Here is a 20,779-nt window from a genome sequence, read left to right as displayed (position 1 = left end):
CACCACCACCGCGACCACCGCGACCGCGGTAATGACGGCCCGCAGGGGGTTCGGTCCTCGCGACCACGCGGCCGCCGGCTCGATCCCGCCGCGGCCGTGCGTGCGGCTGTGGGCACGGCAGTTGTCAGGCTGCTGTGTCGTCCTCTTGCCCCGTCGCATCGATTACCTTCCTCCTTCACACCACCGAAGCAGGCCTTTGGTGGGATGTGCGGCCGTATGCGTGGTATCGCTGGGTGAAGGTGCCAAGAGGCCGTGGAAACCTCAAGAGCGGCCCGCCCGCACATCACGATCAATATGTGCCCTGATGTGTGAGTCGGCCGAGGGTAACAGTGCATTTCGATTCGGTTCGACGCGCCGGGAGCGAGCACCGGCCGGCCGGCCGCGAGGCGAAACTTTCACGCGATCTCGCGCAGTGCGACGTGCCGCCTTCCCCGGGACATCCTATGAATGGGCGGCACAGACGACGAAGGTACTCTACGTTGGACCGTGCTCCATCTCAGAGGCCGATCAGGCCACAAGCCCCGCAGGGAGACAGCATGAGCGACGACGCTTCCGGAAACGACGTCGCCAGCCGCGCACGGCAGATCAATGCACGGATCGACACCACCAGGCCGCATCCGGCCCGCGTGTACGACGTCTTCCTCGGCGGCCGGGACAACTACCCCGCCGACCGCGCCGCGGCCCAGGCGGCACTGGCCGCCAACCCGAGGGGCTACCTCAACGTCTGGCACAACCGCGACTTCGTCCGCCGCGCCGTCACCCACCTGACCCAGGACATCGGCATCCGGCAGTACCTCGACATCGGCACCGGGCTGCCGACCGCGGAGAACGTCCACGAGATCGCCCAGCGCTTCGCGCCGCGATCGCGCATCGTCTACGTCGACAACGACCCGGTGGTGCTCACGCACGCACGCGCGCTGCTCACCAGCGGTCCCGAGGGCGTGACCGACTACCTCGACGCCGACCTGCGCGACCCGGAGAAGATCCTGCGGGAGGCCGAGCGAACGCTCGCCTTCGACCGGCCGATCGCGCTGGTGCTCGCCGCGATTCTGCACTTCGTCGAGGACGAAGCCGCCTACGACGTCGTCGCCCGGCTCGTGGCGGCCCTGGCCCCCGGCAGCCACCTGATCCTCAGCCACCTGACGACCGACCTCAACCCGGAGAACGGCGCGCGGGTGGCCAAGAGTTACCGGGACAGCGGGATGACGTTCGTGCTGCGGCCGAAGGACAAGGTGCTGCGGTTCTTCACCGACAACGGCCTCGAACTGATCGAGCCCGGCATCGTACCCGTGCACCACTGGCGCCCGGACCACCGCGCCTGGCCGCTCGGCGCGCGCCGCCCGATCGACCCGGAACTGTTCGACCACATGGACGGCATCGAGAAGATCCGATACCAGGACATCAACGACGTCACCGACGCCGACGTGAACGTCTACGGTGCGCTCGCGGTAAAGCGCTGAAGCGCGCCGCAGAGCATCCGCGCCGGTTATCGGCTTTCTGAAAGTAGTGCGCTGTTGGACTCTGCGTCCCAGCGTCGAACGATCGCTTCAGGTCGCAGCCGCGACTCTGCCGGTCGGCCGCGCACCGCACGGATATGACGCGGTAGGCGCAGCGCGACCTGGCCCCCATCCGCCTCGGTCGGCCGCGCGGCCGACCGGGGCCGGTTGGTGATTCGACACCTCGTGCGCGCAGCATTCGGCGGTCCGCGGCACCGTCCTTGACAGTGCACTGACCGCGGTGCACTGTCTGCATTCCGAAACGCCTCAAGCAACCCGTCGCTGACCGCAGCCCCGGTCGGCGCTTGCGTGTGAGCGCTAACAATGACGTTCCGCGTCGAACAAGGAGACAGCATGCAAGACAGTGGACACCCAGCGTCCGAGTCACGCCCGCGCCGACGAGGGCGGCGAACCGGACCGGGGTTGCTCGCATTGGCCCTGACGGTGGTGGGAGCGCCCCTGCTCACAATCGGCGTTGCGGGGTCGGCGTCGGCGTTGGGTAATGGGCTGGCGTTGACGCCGCAGATGGGGTTCAACGACTGGAACGCGTATGGCTGTAACGTCTCGGAGTCGTTGATCAAGGCCACCGCGCTGGCGATGCACAACGACGGGATGCAGGCGGCCGGCTACCAGTACGTCAACATCGACGACTGCTGGCTGACCAAGAGCCGCAACTCCGCGGGCCAACTGGTGCCGGACCCCTCCAAGTTCCCCGACGGGATCTCCGGGACCGCCTCCTACGTGCACTCCCTGGGCCTGAAGCTGGGCATCTACGAGGACGCCGGGACCGCGACCTGCGCCGGGTACCCCGGCAGCCTGGGCCACGAGAGCACGGACGCGAACAGCTTCGCCTCCTGGGGCGTGGACTACCTCAAGTACGACAACTGCAACAACAACGGCATCAGCGCCCAGACGCGGTACACCGCGATGCGCGACGCGCTGGCCGCCACCGGGCGCAACATCCTGTTCTCCCTGTGCAACTGGGGGCAGGAGAACGTGTGGACCTGGGGGGCGAACGTGGGCAACTCCTGGCGCACCACCGGGGACATCAACGCCTCCTACTCCAGCATGCTCTCGATCTTCCACAGCAACGTGGCCCTGGCCTCCTACGCCGGCCCGGGGCACTGGAACGACCCGGACATGCTGGAGGTCGGCAACGGGATGAGCGCCACCGAGCAGCAGTCGGAGTTCTCGCTGTGGTCGGAGATGGCCGCCCCGCTGATCGCGGGCACCAACATCGCCAACGCGTCCTCCGCCACGCTGGGGATCTTGACCAACAAGAACGTGATCGCGGTGGACCAGGACTCCCTGGGCAGGCAGGCCACCGAGGTCACCGGCGGCGGTCTGGACGTGCTGGCCAAGCCCCTGGCCAACGGGGATGTGGCGGTCGCGCTGTTCAACGAGGGCGGCAGTAGCGCCACCATCACCACCAGCGCCGCCGCGATCGGCAAGTCCGGGGCCTCCAGCTACACCCTGACCAACCTGTGGACCGGCGCGATCACCACCACCACCGGAACCATCAGCGCCTCCGTCCCCAGCCACGGCACCGTCATGTACCGCGTCGCCGGCACGGCCAACAGCGGGAACACGGTGACGGTCACGAACCCCGGCACCCAGACCGGGACGGTGGGCACCGCGATCAGCGGTCTGCAAATCCAGGCCACTGATTCGGCCGCCGGCCAGACCCTGAGCTACAGCGCCACCGGTCTTCCGACCGGGCTGTCGATCAGTTCGTCCGGCCTGATCTCCGGCACGCCGACCGCGTCACAGTCCTTCCACGTCACGGTCACCGCGATGGACTCGACCGGTGCGTTGGGCTCGACGTCGTTCACCTGGACGATCAGCGGCGGCGCCCCGAGCGGCGGGACGTGTCAGGTCTCGTACGTGAAGAACGAGTGGGGCGGCGGGTTCACCGCGAACGTGACCGTGACCAACACCGGCACCTCGACGGTCAACGGCTGGACGGTGACCTGGAGTTTCCCGGGTGACCAGAAGGTCACCAACGCGTGGAACGCGAACGTCACCCAGTCCGGATCGGCGGTCACCGCGACCAACATGAGCTACAACCCGGCCATCGCGCCCGGCGGCAACGTGCAGTTCGGCTTCCAGGGCACCTGGGCCGGCAACGACACCAGCCCCAGCGCCTTCACCCTCAACGGAAGCGCCTGCAGCTGACCTCTCGGTAGAGGTCTGATCCTCTCGTCGGGTGTACCCCGTGCCCCGTGCCGCGAATCGGCACGGGGCACACGCCGGTCCGGAGAACCGCTAGCTCCCGAGGGAGCGTGCGCGCAGGGCGCCCTTCTGGACCTTACGAGAAGCCGTGCGCGGCAGGTCGTCCACGAAGTCGAAGTACACCGGGATCTTGTACTTGGCCAGCCTTCCCGCGAGGAACGCCCGCAGGTGCGCCGGATCGGGCAGGGCATCGAGGCCGCGGGCCGGGACGACGAAGGCCCGGCCGACCTCGCCCCACTTCTCGTCCGGGACCCCGACGACCGCGGCCTCGGCGACGGCCGGATGCGCGAACAGGGCGGCCTCGACCTCCGCCGGGTACACGTTCTCGCCGCCGGAGATGTACATGTCCTTGACCCGGTCGACGATATGGAACATCCCGTGCTCGTCCACCCGGGCGATGTCGCCCGAGTGGAACCAGCCGCCCGCGGAGAACGCCGCCGCGGTGGCATCAGGGTCGTTCCAGTAACCGGGCGTCACGTTCGGGCCCTGAATCACGACCTCGCCGAGCTCGCCCGGCGCGGCATCGGCCATGTCCGGCCTGACGCACCGCACGTTCGTGAAGAAGACCGCGCACCCGGCCGAGCCGACCGCGCGCACGCTCTCCGCGGCCTCCAGGAAGGTGGCACCAGGAGCCGTCTCGGTGAGCCCGTAGCCCTGGCAGAAGACCAGGCCCCGCTCCTGATACGCCTCGATCAGCGTCCTGGGAACCGGGGCGCCGCCGGCCATCAGGCAGCGCACCGAGCCCAGGTCCGCCCCGGCCCAGCGCGACGACTGGGTCAGGCCGGCGAACATCGCCGTGACACCGAACATCCAGGTGACCCGGTAGCGCTCCACCAGATCGAAGCACGCGTCCACGTCCCAGGTCGGCATCAGGACACTGCACCCGCCCTTGAGGAAGGTCGGCAGCAGGAGCTGGTTGAGCGCGGCCACGTGGAACAGCGGCGCCGCGGTGAGCGAGACGCTGTCGCCGGCCACGTCCACACCGATCAGGAGGTTGTAGCAGTTCCACACCAGATTGCCGTGGGTGAGCACGGCGCCCTTGGGCCGCCCGGTCGTGCCGGAGGTGTACAGGATGAAGGCGGGATCGTCGAGACCCACCGGGACGTCGACGGGTTCCGGGTTACCCGAGGCGAGCCAGCGTTCGTAGTCCAGCGCGTCGTCCAGCGCGTCGTCCGGGGCCTGCTGCGGGTCCCGGTCCGCGCGGTCCGCGGCCGCCGGGCCGTCATGGTCCTGCGCCGCCACGACGACCCGGATCGCGGGCACCCGCACGGCCGCGCGCACGACCGCCTCGTGCTCTCGCGCGTAGACCAGAGCGCACGCGCCGCAGTGTTCGAGCACGTAGTCGACCTCGGCCGCGGTCAACCGGAAGTTCACGGGCACGAAGATGCCGCCGAGCATCGCCGTGGCGAACATCGTCTCGACGAAGGCCGGATGGTTCTGCCCGAGGTAGGCCACCCGGTCGCCGCTGCGCACCCCCGCGGCCCGCAGCCGGTCCGCCAGCCGGGCCGTGCGCTCGGCCAGTTCGGCGTAACTGGTCGCGCGGCCCCGGAAGACCAGCGCGGTGCGGTCCGGCGACATCGCGGCGCGCCGGGCCGGCCAGGCGCCCAATCCCGCGTTCAGCATCTCGCGCACACCGCCGCGATCAGAGGAAGTGCCGGTAGATCGGGCGGGCGACGCACGCGGGCTTCTCGGCGCCGTCCACCTCGACGGTGAAGTCGAGCGCCATCTGCACGCCGCCGGTCACCTCGGCGACCTCGCCGACCCGGGCCGCCAGGCGGATCTTCGCTCCGACGGGCACCGGCGCGGGGAAGCGGACCCGGTCGAGGCCGTAGTTGACGCTCATGGACACGCCGCGGACCTCCAGCAGTTCGTTGAAGAACGGGATCACCAGCGCGAGGGTGAGGTAGCCGTGCGCGATCGTCCTGCCGAACGGCCCCGCGGCCGCGCGCTCGGGATCCACGTGGATCCACTGGTGGTCGCCGGTGGCGGCGGCGAAGGCGTCGATCCGCTCCTGGGTGATCTCAAGCCACCCGCTCGCGCCCAGGTCCCGGCCGGCCAGGGCCTTGATCTCCTCGATCCCGTCGGCGGTGATGGTCACGGTGTCGTCTTCTCTCTCGTCTGGGCGTGCGGTACGGCAAGACCGAGCAGGCGCGCGGCGTTCTCCTTGAGGATCTTCGGCCGCACCTCGGGTTTGATCTCCAGGCCGCTGAAATCTGCCAGCCATCGCTCCGGCGTCATCACCGGATAGTCGGACCCGAACAGCACCTTGTCGCGCAGCAGCGTGTTGGCATAGCGCACCAGCTGCGGCGGGAAGTACTTCGGCGACCAGCCGGACAGGTCGATGTAGACGTGCGGCTTGTGCGTGGCCACCGCGAGCGCTTCGTCCTGCCACGGAAAGGAGGGATGCGCCAGGATGATCCGCAGCTGCGGGAAGTCCACGGCCACATCGTCGATCAACATCGGGTTCGAATACTTCAGCCGCACTCCCCCGCCGCCCGGCAACCCGGCCCCGATCCCGGTCTGACCGGTGTGGAACACCGCCGGGACGCCCAGTTCCTCGATCGCCTGATACAGCGGGTACGCCATCCGATCATCGGGCGCGAAGCCCTGCAGGCTCGGGTGGAACTTGAACCCGCGTACCCCGTGACGCTCCACCAGCCGCCGCGCCTCGCGCACCGCGGCCAAGCCCTTCCACGGGTCGACGCTCGCGAACGGGATGAGCACGTCGGCGTGTTCGGCGCAGCTCTCGGCGACCTCCTCGTTCGAGATCCGCGGGTGCCCGGTGGCGTGCTCCGCGTCGACGGTGAACACCACGGCGGCCATGTCGCGCTCGCGGTAGTAGGCCGCGGTCTGCGCGATGGTCGGCTGCCGGTGCCCGGACGCCTTGAAGTACGCCTCTGACGCCTTGAGCAGCTCGGGGCTGAGCGAACTGTGTCCGTCCTTGGATATCTCCGCATGGGTGTGCACGTCGATGGCTACCAGCCGCCGCACGTCGATCGCGGGGGCGGGCGCCGCGGCGCCGTCGGTGCGTTCGTCCACGGCTCAGGCCTCCGGTGGCTGCGGGGCGGGGATGCCGTAGCTCTCGGGCCGCGCGCCCACGCCGGTATGCCAGGTCTCCGCGATGGCCTGCGCGCTCCAGCCGCCGTCGGCGAACGCGACCGCCTTCTCGCTCGGGTGCGCCCACAGCGCCAGCCGGTCGCCGCCGATTCCGATCGCCTGCCCGGTCACCTGCGCCGCGGCGTCGGAGGCGAGGTAGACGATCAGGCTCGCGGCGTCGCGCGGCGTGCCGAGGCCCTCCTGCGCGCGCAGCCAGCGCGGCAGCGGTGCACCGGTGCGCTCGGCCTGCTCGATCAAGGGCGCGAAGGCGGGGATGGTGCGGGTCATCTCGGTCGCGGCGACCGGCACGACCGCGTTGACGGTGATGCCGGAGCGGGCCAGCTCCAGCGCCCACGTGCGCGCCATCGCGGCGATTCCCGCCTTGGCCGCCGCGTAGTTGGTCTGGCCGAAGTTGCCGCGCTGGCCGGCCGGCGAGGAGACCAGGATGATCCGGCCGCCGGAGCCCTGCGCGCGCATCTGCACCGCCGCGGCGCGGGCGCAGGTGAACGTGCCGCGCAGATGCACGTTGACCACCGCGTCGAAGTCCTCGTCGGTCATCTTCCACAGCACCCGGTCGCGCAGGATGCCCGCGTTGGTTACCAGCGCGTCCAAGCGCCCGAACTGCTTGACCGCGGCTTCTACCAGCTCCTGCGCGGCCGGCGTCGAACCGACCGCGGCGACCACCCCGGTCGCCGAGCCCCCGGCCGCGGTGATGGCGCCGACCACCTCGTCGACCGCGGCGCGGTCGACGTCGTTGACGACCACGGCGGCGCCAGCCTCGGCCAACGCCTCGGCATAAGCCCGGCCTAGACCGCGGCCGCTCCCGGTGACGATCGCCACCTTCTCGTTCAAGTCCATGGATTGAGACTTTCGCAGACGACAAATGGACCATCAGGATTCCTGATGGTCGCCAGTGTGATAACGAACAGGTTTCCTGTCAATGGGCTACGCTGGGCCGACGGAACCCGAAGGGGGGCACCATGACTGTCACGACGGCCGGGCCCACGTCCGAACCGGACGCGAAGGCGCCTCCGTCGCTGCTGTATCTGGTCAAGCAACTCGAACTCGCCGTGCGGGCCCGGCTCGACGAACTGCTGCGGCCGACCGGCATCACGGCGCTCCAGTACACGGCGCTGACCGTGCTGGAGCGGCACGACGGGCTGTCCACCGCGCAACTGGCCCGGGACTCGTTCGTCACCGCGCAGTCGATGGCGGACATGGTGCGCGCCCTGGAGCAGCGCGGGCTGATCCGGCGCGAGCGCAACCCGCGCAACCGGCGCGAACTGCTGATACTGCTCACCGAGACCGGGCGCGCGCTGCTGGCCGCGCACGCCGAGCCGGTGCGCCGGCTGGAGGAGCGCATGGTCGCCGGGCTCGCCGCGCGCGAGATCGACCGGTTCCGCCGGACCCTGACACATGCCTGGCACGAGCTTTCCTGACCGGGATTGCCGCGGAACGCACCGCTGCGTGCGTCGGGCCCGCGCGGCTCGGCCCAAGGATTAGGCTCATGGCCGTGTCAGACGCCGATCAGCTGCCAACACACCGGCCTCAGTCGTTGATGCTCACCTTTTTCGGCGTCCACATGCTCAAGCGTGGCGGCGCCGTCTCCTCCGGCAGCGTGATCGACGTACTGGGGCGGGTCGACGTCGGCGAGGACGCGGTGCGCACGACGCTCGCGCGCATGGTCAACCGGGGGCTGCTGGAACGCCACCGGCGCGGCCGCAGAACCTATTTCGGCCTGACGCCGCGGGCCGAGGGCGTGCTGCGGGACGGCCACGACCGGGTGTGGCGGGTCGGTGCGGTCAACCGCGCCTGGGACGGCACGTGGACGGTCGTCGGCTTCTCGCTGCCCGAAGCGTGGGCCAGCGCACGCCACGACCTGCGCTCCCGGCTGGTGTGGGCGGGCTTCGGGCCGGTGCAAAGCGGCATGTGGATCGCGGCCGGCCGGGTGGACGTGGCCGCGCTGGTCGCCGACCTGGGCCTCGATGCGCATCTGCGGGTGTTCCACGGCCGCTCGGGCGAGCCCACCGAGGCCGCCGCGCTGATCGGTGCGGCCTTCGATCTGCCCGGGATCGCCGGGCGCTACCGGGCCTTCCGGGAACGCTGGGAGCGGGCCGACCCGGCGCTGCCCGGCGCGGGCGACCCGCTGGCGCGCCAGCTGCTGCTGCACACCGAGTGGCTGAACCTGGTACGTCAGGACCCTCATCTTCCCGCCGACCATCTGCCCGCGCACTGGCCCGCCGCGCGGGCCGAGGAACTCTTCCACGTGCTGGCCGGCCGCTTCGACGAGCCCGCGGCGCGGCTGGCGGGCGAGGTGCTGGACTGCATCGACGCCGGCTGAGCGCCGGCCGCGCCGCGCACGCCGAGCAATACTCGGCAAACTCTTGACTGTCATAAAAAAACGGCCGTACATTTTCGGCGCCCGCAGGTGACTGCCGCGTGCGCCGAGGCCTCGGCGCGAACGGCGCCGCACCGGCGGGCGATCGCGATACCCCGACGTTCACAGCTGCCCGGCTCGTGCCGCCGCGCGGCGGCCATCCGCCCGCCGCGCGACGCGCCGACTTCGACCGCCGCAGGAAGGCGTCCAGTCATGCAAAGACGCATGCCCGCTCTTTTCGCAGCACTCTGCATCACCTTCGCGACCGGGACCGCGGCGGCGGGCGCCGCCGCGCGTCCCGCCGCGGTTCCCGCCGGGCACTACACCGGCACCCTTCCCGACGGCGCCACCTGGATCGCCGACACACCCGCGCACTGGAACGGAACCCTGGTGCTCTTCAGCCACGGTTTCGGCCCCACGCTCGCCGCCGACGCCCCCTCCGCGGCGAGCGCCGACGCGCTGCTGGCGCAGGGCTACGCGCTGGCCGGCTCCTCCTACGATCCCAGCGGCTCCTGGTGGGCGCTGGCCAGCGCCGAGCGCGACCAGTTCGCCACGCTCGCCGCGGCCGAGCACCTGCTCGGCCGGCCCGGCCGGGTGCTGTCCGTCGGCGAGTCGATGGGCGGCCTGGTCAACAGCCAGATCACACAGGACGGCGCCGGGCGCGTCGACGCGGCGCTCAACCTGTGCGGGCTGGTCGCCGGCGCGGTGGACCTGAACAACTACCAGCTCAACGCCGAGTACGCGATCACGGCGTTGCTACCGGGCGCGGCAGGTGTCCAGATCCGCGACTTCTCCTCGCCGGACGCTGGCGCCGCGGCCGCCGCGCAGCTCGCGGCCGCGATCACCGGGGCCCAGTCGAGCGCCGCCGGCCGCGCGCGCATCGCGCTGGCCTCGGCGCTGCTCAACGAGTCGGACTGGGCCGCGGGCCAGGACGCCCCGGCCCCGCGCGACTACGCCGGGCAGGAGGCGCAGGAATACACCTGGCTGACCTCCGGGCAGCTGACCTTCATCGAGTTCGGCCGCTACTACCTGGAGAGCGCGGCGGGCGGCGACAGCGGGTGGAACGCAGGAGTCGACTACAGCCGGCTGATCCGGGGATCGGCGCATTACGACCAAGTACGGGCCCTGTACCGGCAGGCGGGCCTGAACCTGGACGCGGACCTGGGCACCCTGACACGCGGCGCGCACTACACCCCCGATCCCGGTTCGCTGGCCTCGATGCAGGCCACCTCGACCAACACCGGCCACCTGGGCGTTCCGCTGCTCGACGTGCACACCACCTCCGACCAGCTCGTTCCGGTCGAACAGGAGAACGCGTTCGCCGCCAAGGTCCGCGCCGCCGGTGACGAGCGCCTGCTGCGTCAGGCGTACGTCGCGCGCCAGGGCCACTGCAACTTCACCACCGCCGAGATCGTCGCCGCGCTCGACACCGTGGACCGGCGCGCGAAGGACGGCCACTGGATCGAGGGCACCGGCGCCGCGGACCTGCAGGCCGCCGCGCTCGCCCTGAACCTCGACGGCGGCGCCTTCGTGCGCTACCGGCCCGCCGCGCTGGTCGTGCAGAACCCGGCGCCGTGCGGCATCCCATCCCCGCGTCCTTGCCGCTGACCGGCATCCCAGGAGGAACGCCATGACCCCGACCACCGCTCCCGGCGCCTTGCCGGCCCCCTCTCGCAGAGCCCTGACCGGTACGCTGATCGCCGGCTGCGTCGCCGTCCTGGTCGCGCAGCTCGGCCTGGTACTGCCCGCCGCGATCAATGGCCTGATGCAGCAGACGCTGCACACCACGGGCTCCCAGCTGACCTGGATCACCGCCGCCTTCATGCTGCCGACCGCCATCCTGGAACTGACCTTCGGCGTCGTCGGCGACCTGTTCGGGCGCAAACGCATCCTGCTGGGCGGCGCCGCGTTCATGGTCGCCGGCGGCGCGCTCTCCTCGACCGCGCACACCGTGCACGTGCTGTGGGCCGGCCAGGCGCTGGCCGGCATCGGCGCCGCGGCGCTGTTCCCGACCTCCCTGGCCATGGTCGCCGCGTTCACCCCCACGGCCCGCTCCCGGGCCCGCGGCCTGGCGCTGTGGACCGCGAGCCTGTCCGCCGGCGCCGTCGCCTCCCCGGTGATCAGCGGCTGGGCCGGCGAGCACGGCTCGTTCCGCACGCCGTTCGGCATCCTCGCGGTGCTCGCGCTCGTCAGTGGCCTGATCAGCCTGTGGCTGGCGGCCGATTCCAGCTCGCCGCGGGGCCGCGCGCTGGACTGGCCCGGCCAGATCAGCATCGCGCTGAGCCTGTTCGCGCTGCTCTACGCGGTGATCCAGGGCACCGCGGACGGCTTCGGCTCCGCGGACGTGGTGACCGGATTCGTGATCGCCGCCGCGCTGTTCGCCGCCTTCCTGCGGATCGAGTCGCGCGCGGCCAGCCCCATGCTGCACCTGAACCTGTTCCGCGTCCCGGCGTTCTCCGCCGCCGCGGTCGTCGCGCTGGTCGGCATGATGGGCTTCCTCGGCTTCGCCTACACCCTGAGCATCCGGCTCGGCGCGATCCAGCACCAGAGCCCGCTGCGCTCCGCGATCCCGTTCGTCGTCATGCACGGCATCACGCCGGTCTTCGGCATCGGTCTCGCGGCGCTGCTGCGCCGGATCAGTCCACGTATTCTGCTGGTCGTCGGCTTCGCGGCGATGGCCGCGGGACAGTTCTGGCTGGCCGCCCTGCCGATCACGGACACCTCGCTGACCACCCTGCTCGGCGTCCTGATCCTGGTCGGCGTCGGCTTCGGCCTCGCGGTCGGCGGCCTGACCGCCGCCGCGGTCAACGTCGTGCCGCTGCGCCTGGCCGGCATGGCCAGCGCCACCACCAGCCTGATGCGCGAGGCCGGGCAGACCCTCGGCCCCGCGATCATCAGCGCCGTGGCGCTCGGGCAGTCGGCCGCCGTGCTCGGCGGGCGACTGGCGAGCGCCGGGCTGCCACCGGCCGCCCTCGGCGCCGCGAACGCGGTGGCGAAGGAGGGCGGCCCGCTCGCCGTGGCCTCGGTGCCCTTCGGCCCCGCCGAGCCGAAGATCCTGCCGGTCGTCCAGTCCGCGCTCGCCCACGGATTCGGCATCGGCCTGGTCGTGTGCGGCTGCGCGTCCCTGGTCTCGCTACTGGTCGCAGGGTTCTTCATCCGCATGCGCGGCGGAGCGCTCGAAACGGGCGACGGCGCGGTACAGCACGAGTCCGACGCGGCGAATCCCGTGGCCGCGGCCGGCTGACCACGCGGCCACCGAGCCGGGCGCGGCGCCGCTACTGCGCTTCAGCGCGCGCGGCGTCCGGCTCGGGGTGCAGCGCGTGGGCGCACTCGGCCAAGTGGTCGGCCAGGGTCTTGCGATCCTCCTCGTCGAGCGCGGCGAGCATGACGTGCTCGATCCCGTCGAGCGCCCGGTCGCAGCGGCGCAGCACGTTCTTGCCGGCGCGGGTCAGGCTGGCACGCAGCACCCGGCCGCCGTGCGGGTCCGCCTCGCGGCGGATCAGCCCTCGCGCCTCCAGGTCGCGGATGACCAGGTTCATCGCCTGCGGCGTGACGAAGGCGGTGCGGGCCAGTTGCGCGGAGGACGCCCCGTCGCGCAGCCGCAACTCGCTGAGCACCATGTACTCGGTGGTGGTCGCCCCGTGCCGGGCCAGCGCCTGGTCCAGCCGGCCTCTGATCCGCCGCTCCAGGCGGAAGACGAGGTAACTGAGCCGCGGCGCGGCCGGGGCTGGTCGGGCGGCGCCATGGCTGCGAGGGGAGCTCACGGGGGAACGATACCGCCGTGCGGGCGACCACGGCGATGAAAGTTACCGAATACGATATCAAGTTGCTTGATACAAAGAAGCTTGACAGCCTGCACGAAGGCGGCCGAGGCGTCCCGGCCGCCGTCCCCGCGGCGCCGCAGAGCTTTGACGTGCGTTGCGCCCGGTCGCAACCTTCCTGCCACACGCATCGATGTGTTCGAAATCCCCTGCCCGGCACGCAGCCGGCGCAGTCGGACACCCGTGTTCAGGAGGAGCAATGAGACGGATCACCAAGGCGCTCGCGGCCGCCGGCGCGGCCGCCGCGTTCACGGCCCTGACCGTCGTCACCGGGCTCACGCCGAGCGCTTCGGCGGCCGGCCTGGTCCAGGTGACGAACTTCGGCTCGGACCCGGGCGGGGCGCAGATGTACATCTACGTGCCCAACAGCGTCCAAGCCCATCCCGCGATCCTGCTGGCCCTGCACGGCTGCGGCGGCACCGGACCCGGCTTCTACTCGGGCAGCGAGTTCGCCTCCCTGGCCGACCGCTACGGGTTCATCGTGATCTACCCCAGCGCCGAGCAGCAGGCCGGGTTCGGCAACTGCTGGGACACCTGGTCCTCCGCGGCGAAGGTGCGCGGCGGCGGCAGCGACCCGGTCGCGCTCGACTCGATGATCACCTATACCGAACAGCACTACAACGGCGACGCGAACCGGGTCTACGTCACCGGTTCCTCGTCGGGCGGCATGATGACCGACGAGATGCTCGCGCTCTACCCGGACGTGTTCAAGGCCGGAGCCGCCTACATGGGCGTGCCGTTCGACTGCTTCGCCAACGCGGCCGACTACCCGCCGGGTTCGAGCAAGTGCACCAGCGGGACCCTGACGCGCACCGCGCAGGAATGGGGAGACGAGGTGCGTGCGGCCTATCCCGGCTACAACGGCCCGCGTCCGCCGATCCAGCTGTGGCACGGCACCGCGGACACCCTCGTGCCGTACGAGCTGCTCGGGGAGGACATCAAGCAGTGGACCAACGTCTTCGGCCTGAGCCAGACCCCGACGTCCACGGACACACCGGTGTCCGGCTGGACCCGCTGGCGCTACGCCGACGCCTCCGGCAAGGTCGACGTCGAGGCCTACAGCATCCAGGGCGCCGGCCACCAGTTGCCGGAGGCCGGAATGGCCGCCTACGCCATCCACTTCTTCGGGCTCGACGGCAGCACGACTCCCACGCCGACGCCGAGCAACTCCCCGTCCACCTCGCCGTCGTCGTCGCCGTCGTCCAGCCCGTCGTCGTCGCCGTCGTCCAGCCCCTCGTCCAGTCCTTCAGGCGCCGGCGCTCCAGGCGCGTGTACGGTCTCTGACGCGGTCAACGCGTGGAACACGGGGCTGACCGAGAACATCACCATCACCGACACCGGCACGGCCCCGGTCAACGGCTGGTCGCTCGCGTTCGCCCTGGCGCCCGGACAGAGCGTCACCAACAGCTGGAACGCGACGATCAGTCCCGCCTCCGGCTCGGTGACGGCGACCAACGTGAGCTACAACGCGCAGATCGCGCCCGGCGGGTCGACCACGTTCGGCTTCCAGGCCAACCACACCGGTAACGCCGCCGCTCCCAGCGGATTCACGCTCAACGGCGCCCCCTGCACCATCCGGTGAGACCGCGCGGCGGATGAAAGGGCCCCGCATGAAGGGCCCCGCATGAAGGGCCCTGATGAACGGCCCCGGGCGGAGGGAACGGACGGTTTTCCGTTCCCTCCACCCGGGGGCGCCCGCGGCCCGTGCCGGTCCGGCGACCGGCACGGACCAGGTCACAGAGAACTGACATGCCATCGGAGAGAACAGACGGGGCGTCGCAGAGATCAGCGACAGCGGGGAACGCACGACCGGCTACAACCGCCCGAAGTCAGCTCGCGATCAGGTGGACCGCGAGCAGGGCGATGACCGAGTTCCCGACGATCGCCGAGCCCAGGCGCCCGCGCGCGCTGGTCAGCGCGCGTCCGATGACCGCTCCGCCGACGGCGAGCACCGCCTGCCAGGCCGCGGAGGCGGCGAAGATCGCCAGGACGAACACGCTGCGGTCCGTGAAGGACCACGCTCGCCCGGTGTGCAGACCGAGCACCAGAACCGAGAAGTAGATGACAGTCAGGGGATTGAGAATCGTCAGGCCGAGCAGCTGAAGATACGCGCGAAGGGGACGTTTCAGCGCCGGTTCGGGCCCGTTGCCCCCGGCGCCGTTCGTCTCGTCGGCGGCGTTCTCCGGCTGCGCCGCCGTGGCCGGCCGGAGGCGAAGCGCCCTCGTGACGCCTTTCACCGCGATGAGGATGAGGACGCCTGCCGCCGTCAACCGCATGGGTCCGGCGATCGGCCGCAGGAGCGCCGCCACACCCGCCCCGGCGGTTACCGCGAGAAGTGCGTAGAGTCCGTCCGCCGTCGCAGTGCCCATGCCGGCAGCCAGACCGGTGCGCAGCGAATGGTGCGCGGAGAGTGTGATGATCAGTACGGTGATCGCGCCCACTTGAACCGCGATCCCGAATCCCGCGAGCAGGCCGGCCACGAGGATTGTGTTCACGCGCCCTCCCGGCGGTGGCCCTCGGTCGGTGACAGGAGCCATGGTCACCCTGCGCAATGGCTGCTCAGCGCGCCAAAAGTGGATGAGAACCGGCCCCGTCGTATCGGATATCTTACATTCGCGGTCCGCGCGGGCGACCGTGATTTCCGCCGCGACCGGGCCCGCCGATTCCGCCTGACTGTGTCGGGCAACCGCGCCCAAACCGAGGGCGCGATCCCCTCAGTACCCTGTCGGCTCCGACAGGCTTCAGGCGTCTGCGGCGCCTTGAGGCAGCCAGCCGACCGCCGCGTACATCGAGTACCGCTGCACGTCGCCGCCGAGCGGATCCGGCAGCCCGCCGTCCGGCTCGGGACGCCAGCAGGTCAGGTCCACCAGGCCCGGCTCGACCAGTTCGTATCCGTCCAGCAGGGCCGCGATCTGGGTTCTGCTGCGTAGCGTCATCGTGTGGCTGGCCCGGGTGTAGACCTCCCCGACCGCGCGCGCGTTCTGCGGCCGGTAGTCGTCGGTACCGTGCGAGAGGGCCAGGTAGGAGCCGGGCGCGGTGGCGTCCCGGTAGGCGGCGACGATTCCTGCGGGGTCGTCCTCGTCCGGCACGAACGGCAGCACCGCGAACATCAGCACCGCGACCGGGCGGCGCAGATCCAGCAGCCCGGCGGTCTCGACGGCCGCCAGCACCGCGGCTGAGTCGCGCAGGTCGGCGTGCACGACGCCGGCGCCGGGAACGGCCGCCAAAATGCGCCTGCTGTGCGCGACGGCGACCTGGTCACAGTCGACGTAGACGGTGCGTGCGCGCGGGTTCTTCTCGCGCGCCACCTCGTGCACCGCGCCCACGGTCGGTATTCCGGCGCCCAGATCGAGGAACTGGTCCACCCTGTGTGCCAGGAAGGACACGGCGCGGCGCAGGAACGCCCGGTTCGCCCGGACCAGGTGCTGTGCGTCCGGCCAAGCGCGCAGCGCCTGCTCGGCCAACTGCCGGTCCGCGGCGAAGTTGTGCGATCCGCCCAGGTAATAGTCATACATGCGCGCGGTCGAGGGGGTGTCGATGTCGACCTCGTCCGGCGCCCACCCCGGGCGGCGCTGCACACTCATCGGCCTGTCCCTTCCCCGGCCGGCCGCACAGGCCCGGCTCCCGCGATGCCGCTACTCCCCGCGAGCATACGGTGACGGACGCCGGGCGGCGAAGGGGGGTGGAGCCGTTGCCGCGCGGCACGGACAGGACGGCGGGTGGACGCGGGGATCGAGGGGCGGGCGCGGACCCGGCAGGAGCGGGTCTCGCGGCCCGGATCGTCTCTCAGGAGTTCTTGCGCAGCTCGGCGTTGATTCGCAGCGCCTCTTCGAGCTGGTCTTCCAGGATGATGATGCGGCAGGCCGCGTCGAGCGGCGTGCCGGTGTCGACCAGTTCCCTGGCCCGGGCGGCGATGCGCAACTGGTAGCGCGAATAGCGCCGGTGTCCTCCGGGTGAGCGCTGGGGGGTTATGAGCTTCGCTTCGTCCAGGCTTCGCAGGAAACCCTGGGTGACCCCGAGGATCTCCGCGGCGCGGCCCATGGTGTAGGCGGGGTAGTCCTCGTCGTCGAACTTCTCCTCGGCACTGGGCCGACCGGTTTCCAAGCACACCTCACACGTGTAGAGGGTCCCGGTGCCGTAGCACCGGGACCCAGGGACAACAGGATTGACACCATCTACCGACCTGGGGGGGATGGGTCGGTGTTCGTTACCCGCGCGGACCGCCAGACGAGGCGGACAGGCGTGGGGATCGCGTAAGCGTGACCGAGAACCACCTTTCTTGCGATGGGACTGCGGTAACCGCCCGGCGTGACTACAGCCGATAGCGGGCGATCTGACGGTGCTTCCCTACCCTTCTCCTCGAACCACTGCTTTCCGTGTACTTCGTGCTGCCAGTCCCCTTCCGGAACCCCGTTCACCTTCCTGGTCCCAGCGCGTCGGACTGTCGAACACCGGAGCCCGCGTCGTGTACCGACCGGGCGCCGGCCTCCTGCTCACAGCTCACAGGCAGACCGTCTCTGCCTCGTTCACGAGACTTGCTTCTCTCTCAACACCGAGAACACTACGCTGATCTCCGTGGAAAATCTAGTCCCGACACGAGAGATTTTCTTGCGCGCCGGTGGACGGACTCCGGCACCGGACGGTGCGACCGTCATCCGCCGAGGCGGAAGACCTGCGCGGCGGTGTTGTCGCAGTCGTAGATCTGAAGCAGATCACCGGGTTTCTCGTCATTGTCCGGATCGTCGAGGCAGCGTCCTGACTGCGGGTTGAGCAGTGCGCCGCCGGACCGGCTCAGCCACGTCTGCGATCCACTGCCGTTGCAGTCGAACAACTGCACCCTGGCGCCGGCGGCGGTCGCGCCGTTGCTCACGTCGAGGCACTTGCCGAAGACCCGGATGGTGCCGTCCCCGGGCGTGTACCAGCGCTGCGCGTCGGTCTGGTTGCAGGTGTACAGCTGGACGGGTGTCGCGTACGAGGGATCCGCGCCGGCGACGTCCACGCACAGCCCGCCCGGCCCGTTGATCGGTCCCGGGGGCAGCTTCCACACCTGCTGCGCCGCGCCGTCGCAGTCGTACAGCTGCAACTGGACCGCGCCCGGCGTCGTGTCGCCGGCCGGCACATCGAGGCAGCGTCCCGATTGCGGGTTCAGCAGCGCGCCGTCGGTCTGGGCGAGCCACGTCTGCGAACCGGTGCCGTTGCAGTCGTAGAGCTGCACGAGCGTACCGTTCGCCCTTCCCGCGTTCGCGGCGTCGAGGCACTTCCCGAGCACCTGTACCGTGTTCGAGGTCGGGTACGTGACCTGCTGGGCACTCGTGTGGTTGCAGGTGTAGAGCTGGATCGGCGTTCCGTTGACCGTCGATCCGCCCCGCACGTCGAGGCACAGGCCGCCGTCGCCGACGACCTCGCCGCCGGTCGGGTTCCCGCTCGCACCATCGCTGTTTAGCAGACACCTGCCACTCGACAAGGTCGATGTCCGCGCACGGACCTCACTCGACCTGGTGTTCCTCGCCGGGCTCCCCGGCGTCCACGATGGCTACCCTGAGCGCTGTGATCGAGTCGAAGCCAAGCGAACGACTCAGCGTTCTTCCGCGACGTCAAGGAAGCCGGGCGAACACCGCTTCCCACGGCGTGACACGTTCGTCGAGTGCGTCGCCCTGCGCGGCACGAAGGGCGGCCAGCGCCGGTTTCAGGAGGTTCTTCGCTGTGCGCAGTTGGAGGATCTGCGCTCGATCGAGGCTTCGCCAGTCGCCGACCGCAGCTGCGGCCTCGGGCGTGACCGGCAGCGCGTCGAGCAGTAGCTCGACGACGTGGTCCGGGTCGAGCAGGCTGCCGTCGCGCCGTGGGGGTAGCCGGCCGAGCAGCACGCAGGCGAGGTTGAGCCTGCGTGTGGTGCACTCCAGTGCTGAGAGCGCACCGGCCCGCTCGCGCCGTTCGAACCCAGATGCCGCTTGGCGGTGCGACGGCCCAGCGGGTCATACCGATAACACCAACGTGCACCGCTGGGTGTCGTAGCCTCGATCAGCCGGTCATAGGCGTCGTAACCAAAGGTCCACGTCTTGCGTCCGCCTGATAGCGTGCGCACGATCCTGCACGTAAGGCGGCCCTGCCCGTCATATTCGTAGCTCGTCCGGCCCGCTCTGTGCAGCAAGGTGCAGGGTCCTGCTGTCGGCGGCGTCGACCAGGTTGCCTGACGCGCCGTAGGCGTAGGTTTCCGTCCACGTCGCGGCGTTGACAGCTGTGATCCGGCCGGCGGCATCGACCTCCATGCGGAGGGCGCCGTCTGTGTTGTCGGCGATCGTCTCCGGAAGTCCGTCGCCGCGAGAATCAATACTTTCGGATAGATTACCCGACTCGCCCTAGTCTGCCAGAGAGGGGTTCAAGAAGTTGACAACCGGCATCGGTAGATCGTCAATCGCCACCAGTCACCCTCCCCCGTAGGCACCGCAGAGCATCGCGAACGATCAGGCCTCAGATTCGCGCCATGCCCTCAGCGGTTCAGTCTACGACGCGCTGACCGTGTGGTCAGTGGAGTGAGCGCGTCGCTGCTTTACCTGTGTCGCGGCGCTGGGACAGCTCAGGCTGGCGCAGCGCGTTAGCACGTTGTCCGCGCCGCGCGCGGCTAGGCCGACACCAACCGCCCCAGTATCGAGACCATCGTCCCTGGGGAGCGAACGAATGGCTGCAAAGGCGGCCCACAGCGACATACGCTGACAACTGCTTGCCGAGGAAGATTCTGGTGCAATAAAGCAGAAAGACCAGGGCAGACGATAGCTGCCCTGGTCTTTCACTTGTAGCCCCGACGGGATACCAGCCAGATCGGTCCTTGGTCCGCAGCCCACTGACCTGCGGATTCTCGCGATCGCGGGACGGTGGTTGATGCCATGACGCGGGATGGCCGCCGACCTCCGAGAGCCACACGTCATGGCGCTGTGGCATGGCGATCCTCTGTCACGTCTACCACATCGGTACACCTCAGTGGCGGTGCACCTCCGCAGCGAGCGGGAGTGGCGCCGCCGTTGGTTGGTCTGTCGCCCACGCCCGAAGGGTGCCGGTGTGGTGGGTGGTGATCGCCGTTGGCGCGTGCTGAAGCGCGGCGCCCGATGCGACCGAACTGTGACTTCTTACGCCGACCTGCACAAAGGTCGTGTTGACTGATCGGAAGGGACGGTCTGTGGCCGCGCAGCGGCTTTCTGGCGGATATGGAGAAATCCGGGTCAGCGGGCGCGGCGTTCCGGTCGGGGGACGTCAGCGCGATCACGGCGGCCTTGGACCGTGGCCGCCGACACTTCCGGTGGCGTCGGTTCCCGCCACGACTGCTCCGCTTCTTCGAAGCGCGCCTGTGTCTCAGCAGGCGATCACGTGCGAGACGAGCCATGGCATCGCCAGCAGCGAGACCAGCCGGGTGCGGCGCAAGATAGCGCAGCGTTTTCCGGCCGTACAGGCGACTGTTCGGATCGAGACTGTCAATATCCGGTAATCATTCGCTAAGAAATGGTCAAGCAGCGGGTCCGGCGTTTGGGGAATCATCTATCCTGGTCGTTCAGTCGACCTGGATAGATGATCATTTGAGCGGATAGTCAATGGCCATGAACGATTCGCTCGAGAATCTGCCAGGTAGGGACTCGCGACCCCAGGGTTAATGACAAAGTGATCTTTCGTCCTTTTTCTGGGTGATCGTCAGGTCAGGTGGAGTAGTCCTGTCAGGAGTTCGGGTCTGCGGGCGTGTCTGCGCAGGGCTTTGGCGATGTTGGTTTCGC

General features: G+C 69.9%; 18 protein-coding genes. 7 read left to right on the top strand and 11 right to left on the bottom strand.

All coding sequences use genetic code 11. The features are described 5' to 3' along the window. The first annotated feature begins 536 nt into the window (after positions 1-536). A complete protein-coding gene (locus tag KGA66_RS22665; RefSeq protein ID WP_211470361.1) occupies positions 537-1,460 on the top strand; it encodes an SAM-dependent methyltransferase in 924 nt (307 codons plus the stop codon). 390 nt (positions 1,461-1,850) lie between these two features. Beyond that, on the top strand, positions 1,851-3,671 hold the full coding sequence (locus tag KGA66_RS30425) for a cellulose binding domain-containing protein (RefSeq protein WP_438822073.1): 1,821 nt from the start codon (positions 1,851-1,853) through the stop codon (positions 3,669-3,671). A gap of 90 nt (positions 3,672-3,761) precedes the next feature. Here the strand turns inward: KGA66_RS30425 and KGA66_RS22650 are convergent, their stop codons facing one another. Genes KGA66_RS22650 through KGA66_RS22635 form a run of 4 tightly spaced genes read right to left on the bottom strand, consistent with a single transcriptional unit; the run spans position 3,762 to position 7,682 of the window. After that, the gene (locus tag KGA66_RS22650; protein WP_211470367.1) at positions 3,762-5,351 is read right to left on the bottom strand and encodes an acyl-CoA synthetase; all 1,590 of its coding nucleotides are present in this window, start codon (positions 5,349-5,351) and stop codon (positions 3,762-3,764) included. Positions 5,352-5,370: 19 nt separating this feature from the next. After that, complete coding sequence (locus KGA66_RS22645) at positions 5,371-5,826, bottom strand: MaoC family dehydratase (protein WP_211470370.1); 456 nt, start codon at positions 5,824-5,826, stop codon at positions 5,371-5,373. Beyond that, complete coding sequence (locus KGA66_RS22640) at positions 5,823-6,767, bottom strand: amidohydrolase family protein (protein WP_312887036.1); 945 nt, start codon at positions 6,765-6,767, stop codon at positions 5,823-5,825. The genes KGA66_RS22645 and KGA66_RS22640 overlap by 4 nt, the downstream gene beginning before the upstream one ends. A gap of 3 nt (positions 6,768-6,770) precedes the next feature. After that, positions 6,771-7,682 carry an SDR family NAD(P)-dependent oxidoreductase gene (locus tag KGA66_RS22635; protein WP_211470359.1) on the bottom strand — a complete coding sequence of 304 codons (912 nt, stop codon included), beginning with the start codon at positions 7,680-7,682 and terminating at the stop codon, positions 6,771-6,773. Between the two features lie 122 nt (positions 7,683-7,804). Between KGA66_RS22635 and KGA66_RS22630 the strand changes: the two genes are divergently transcribed. From KGA66_RS22630 to KGA66_RS22615, 4 genes are all read left to right on the top strand, one after another. Further along, a complete protein-coding gene (locus tag KGA66_RS22630) occupies positions 7,805-8,263 on the top strand; it encodes a MarR family winged helix-turn-helix transcriptional regulator (protein WP_211470357.1) in 459 nt (152 codons plus the stop codon). Positions 8,264-8,331: 68 nt separating this feature from the next. Next, complete coding sequence (locus KGA66_RS22625) at positions 8,332-9,165, top strand: PaaX family transcriptional regulator (protein ID WP_211470355.1); 834 nt, start codon at positions 8,332-8,334, stop codon at positions 9,163-9,165. Between the two features lie 261 nt (positions 9,166-9,426). After that, complete coding sequence (locus KGA66_RS22620) at positions 9,427-10,809, top strand: alpha/beta hydrolase (protein WP_211470353.1); 1,383 nt, start codon at positions 9,427-9,429, stop codon at positions 10,807-10,809. Between the two features lie 22 nt (positions 10,810-10,831). After that, positions 10,832-12,445 carry an MFS transporter gene (locus KGA66_RS22615; RefSeq protein ID WP_211470351.1) on the top strand — a complete coding sequence of 538 codons (1,614 nt, stop codon included), beginning with the start codon at positions 10,832-10,834 and terminating at the stop codon, positions 12,443-12,445. A 31-nt stretch (positions 12,446-12,476) separates the two neighbouring features. Here the strand turns inward: KGA66_RS22615 and KGA66_RS22610 are convergent, their stop codons facing one another. Beyond that, positions 12,477-12,965, bottom strand: coding sequence for a MarR family winged helix-turn-helix transcriptional regulator (locus KGA66_RS22610; RefSeq protein ID WP_211470349.1), 489 nt, complete (start codon positions 12,963-12,965; stop codon positions 12,477-12,479). A gap of 256 nt (positions 12,966-13,221) precedes the next feature. On the opposite strand from KGA66_RS22610, the gene KGA66_RS22605 reads away from it, so the two are divergent. Beyond that, positions 13,222-14,604: an extracellular catalytic domain type 1 short-chain-length polyhydroxyalkanoate depolymerase gene (locus tag KGA66_RS22605; RefSeq protein ID WP_246508334.1), complete on the top strand. Its 1,383-nt coding sequence runs from the start codon at positions 13,222-13,224 to the stop codon at positions 14,602-14,604. Positions 14,605-14,851: 247 nt separating this feature from the next. Here KGA66_RS22605 and KGA66_RS22600 read toward each other — a convergent pair whose 3' ends face one another. From KGA66_RS22600 to KGA66_RS22575, 6 genes are all read right to left on the bottom strand, one after another. Continuing rightward, entirely contained in the window at positions 14,852-15,517 is a 666-nt protein-coding gene (locus tag KGA66_RS22600; protein ID WP_211470347.1) for a LysE family transporter, read from the bottom strand. A gap of 246 nt (positions 15,518-15,763) precedes the next feature. Further along, positions 15,764-16,606, bottom strand: a complete 843-nt coding sequence (locus KGA66_RS22595; RefSeq protein ID WP_211470345.1) for an SAM-dependent methyltransferase — start codon at positions 16,604-16,606, stop codon at positions 15,764-15,766. 202 nt (positions 16,607-16,808) lie between these two features. After that, the gene (locus KGA66_RS22590; protein ID WP_211470363.1) at positions 16,809-17,063 is read right to left on the bottom strand and encodes a helix-turn-helix domain-containing protein; all 255 of its coding nucleotides are present in this window, start codon (positions 17,061-17,063) and stop codon (positions 16,809-16,811) included. Positions 17,064-17,673: 610 nt separating this feature from the next. After that, on the bottom strand, positions 17,674-18,486 hold the full coding sequence (locus tag KGA66_RS22585; RefSeq protein WP_211470343.1) for a ricin-type beta-trefoil lectin domain protein: 813 nt from the start codon (positions 18,484-18,486) through the stop codon (positions 17,674-17,676). Positions 18,487-18,616: 130 nt separating this feature from the next. Beyond that, positions 18,617-18,886: a hypothetical protein gene (locus KGA66_RS30420; protein ID WP_246508342.1), complete on the bottom strand. Its 270-nt coding sequence runs from the start codon at positions 18,884-18,886 to the stop codon at positions 18,617-18,619. A 246-nt stretch (positions 18,887-19,132) separates the two neighbouring features. Continuing rightward, positions 19,133-19,288, bottom strand: coding sequence for a hypothetical protein (locus KGA66_RS22575; protein WP_211470339.1), 156 nt, complete (start codon positions 19,286-19,288; stop codon positions 19,133-19,135). Between the last annotated feature and the right edge of the window lie 1,491 nt (positions 19,289-20,779).

Source organism: Actinocrinis puniceicyclus, from assembly GCF_018283645.1.
GTDB classification, from domain to species: Bacteria; Actinomycetota; Actinomycetes; order Streptomycetales; family Catenulisporaceae; genus Actinocrinis; species Actinocrinis puniceicyclus.
This window is presented reverse-complemented; position numbering and strand designations above follow the sequence as displayed.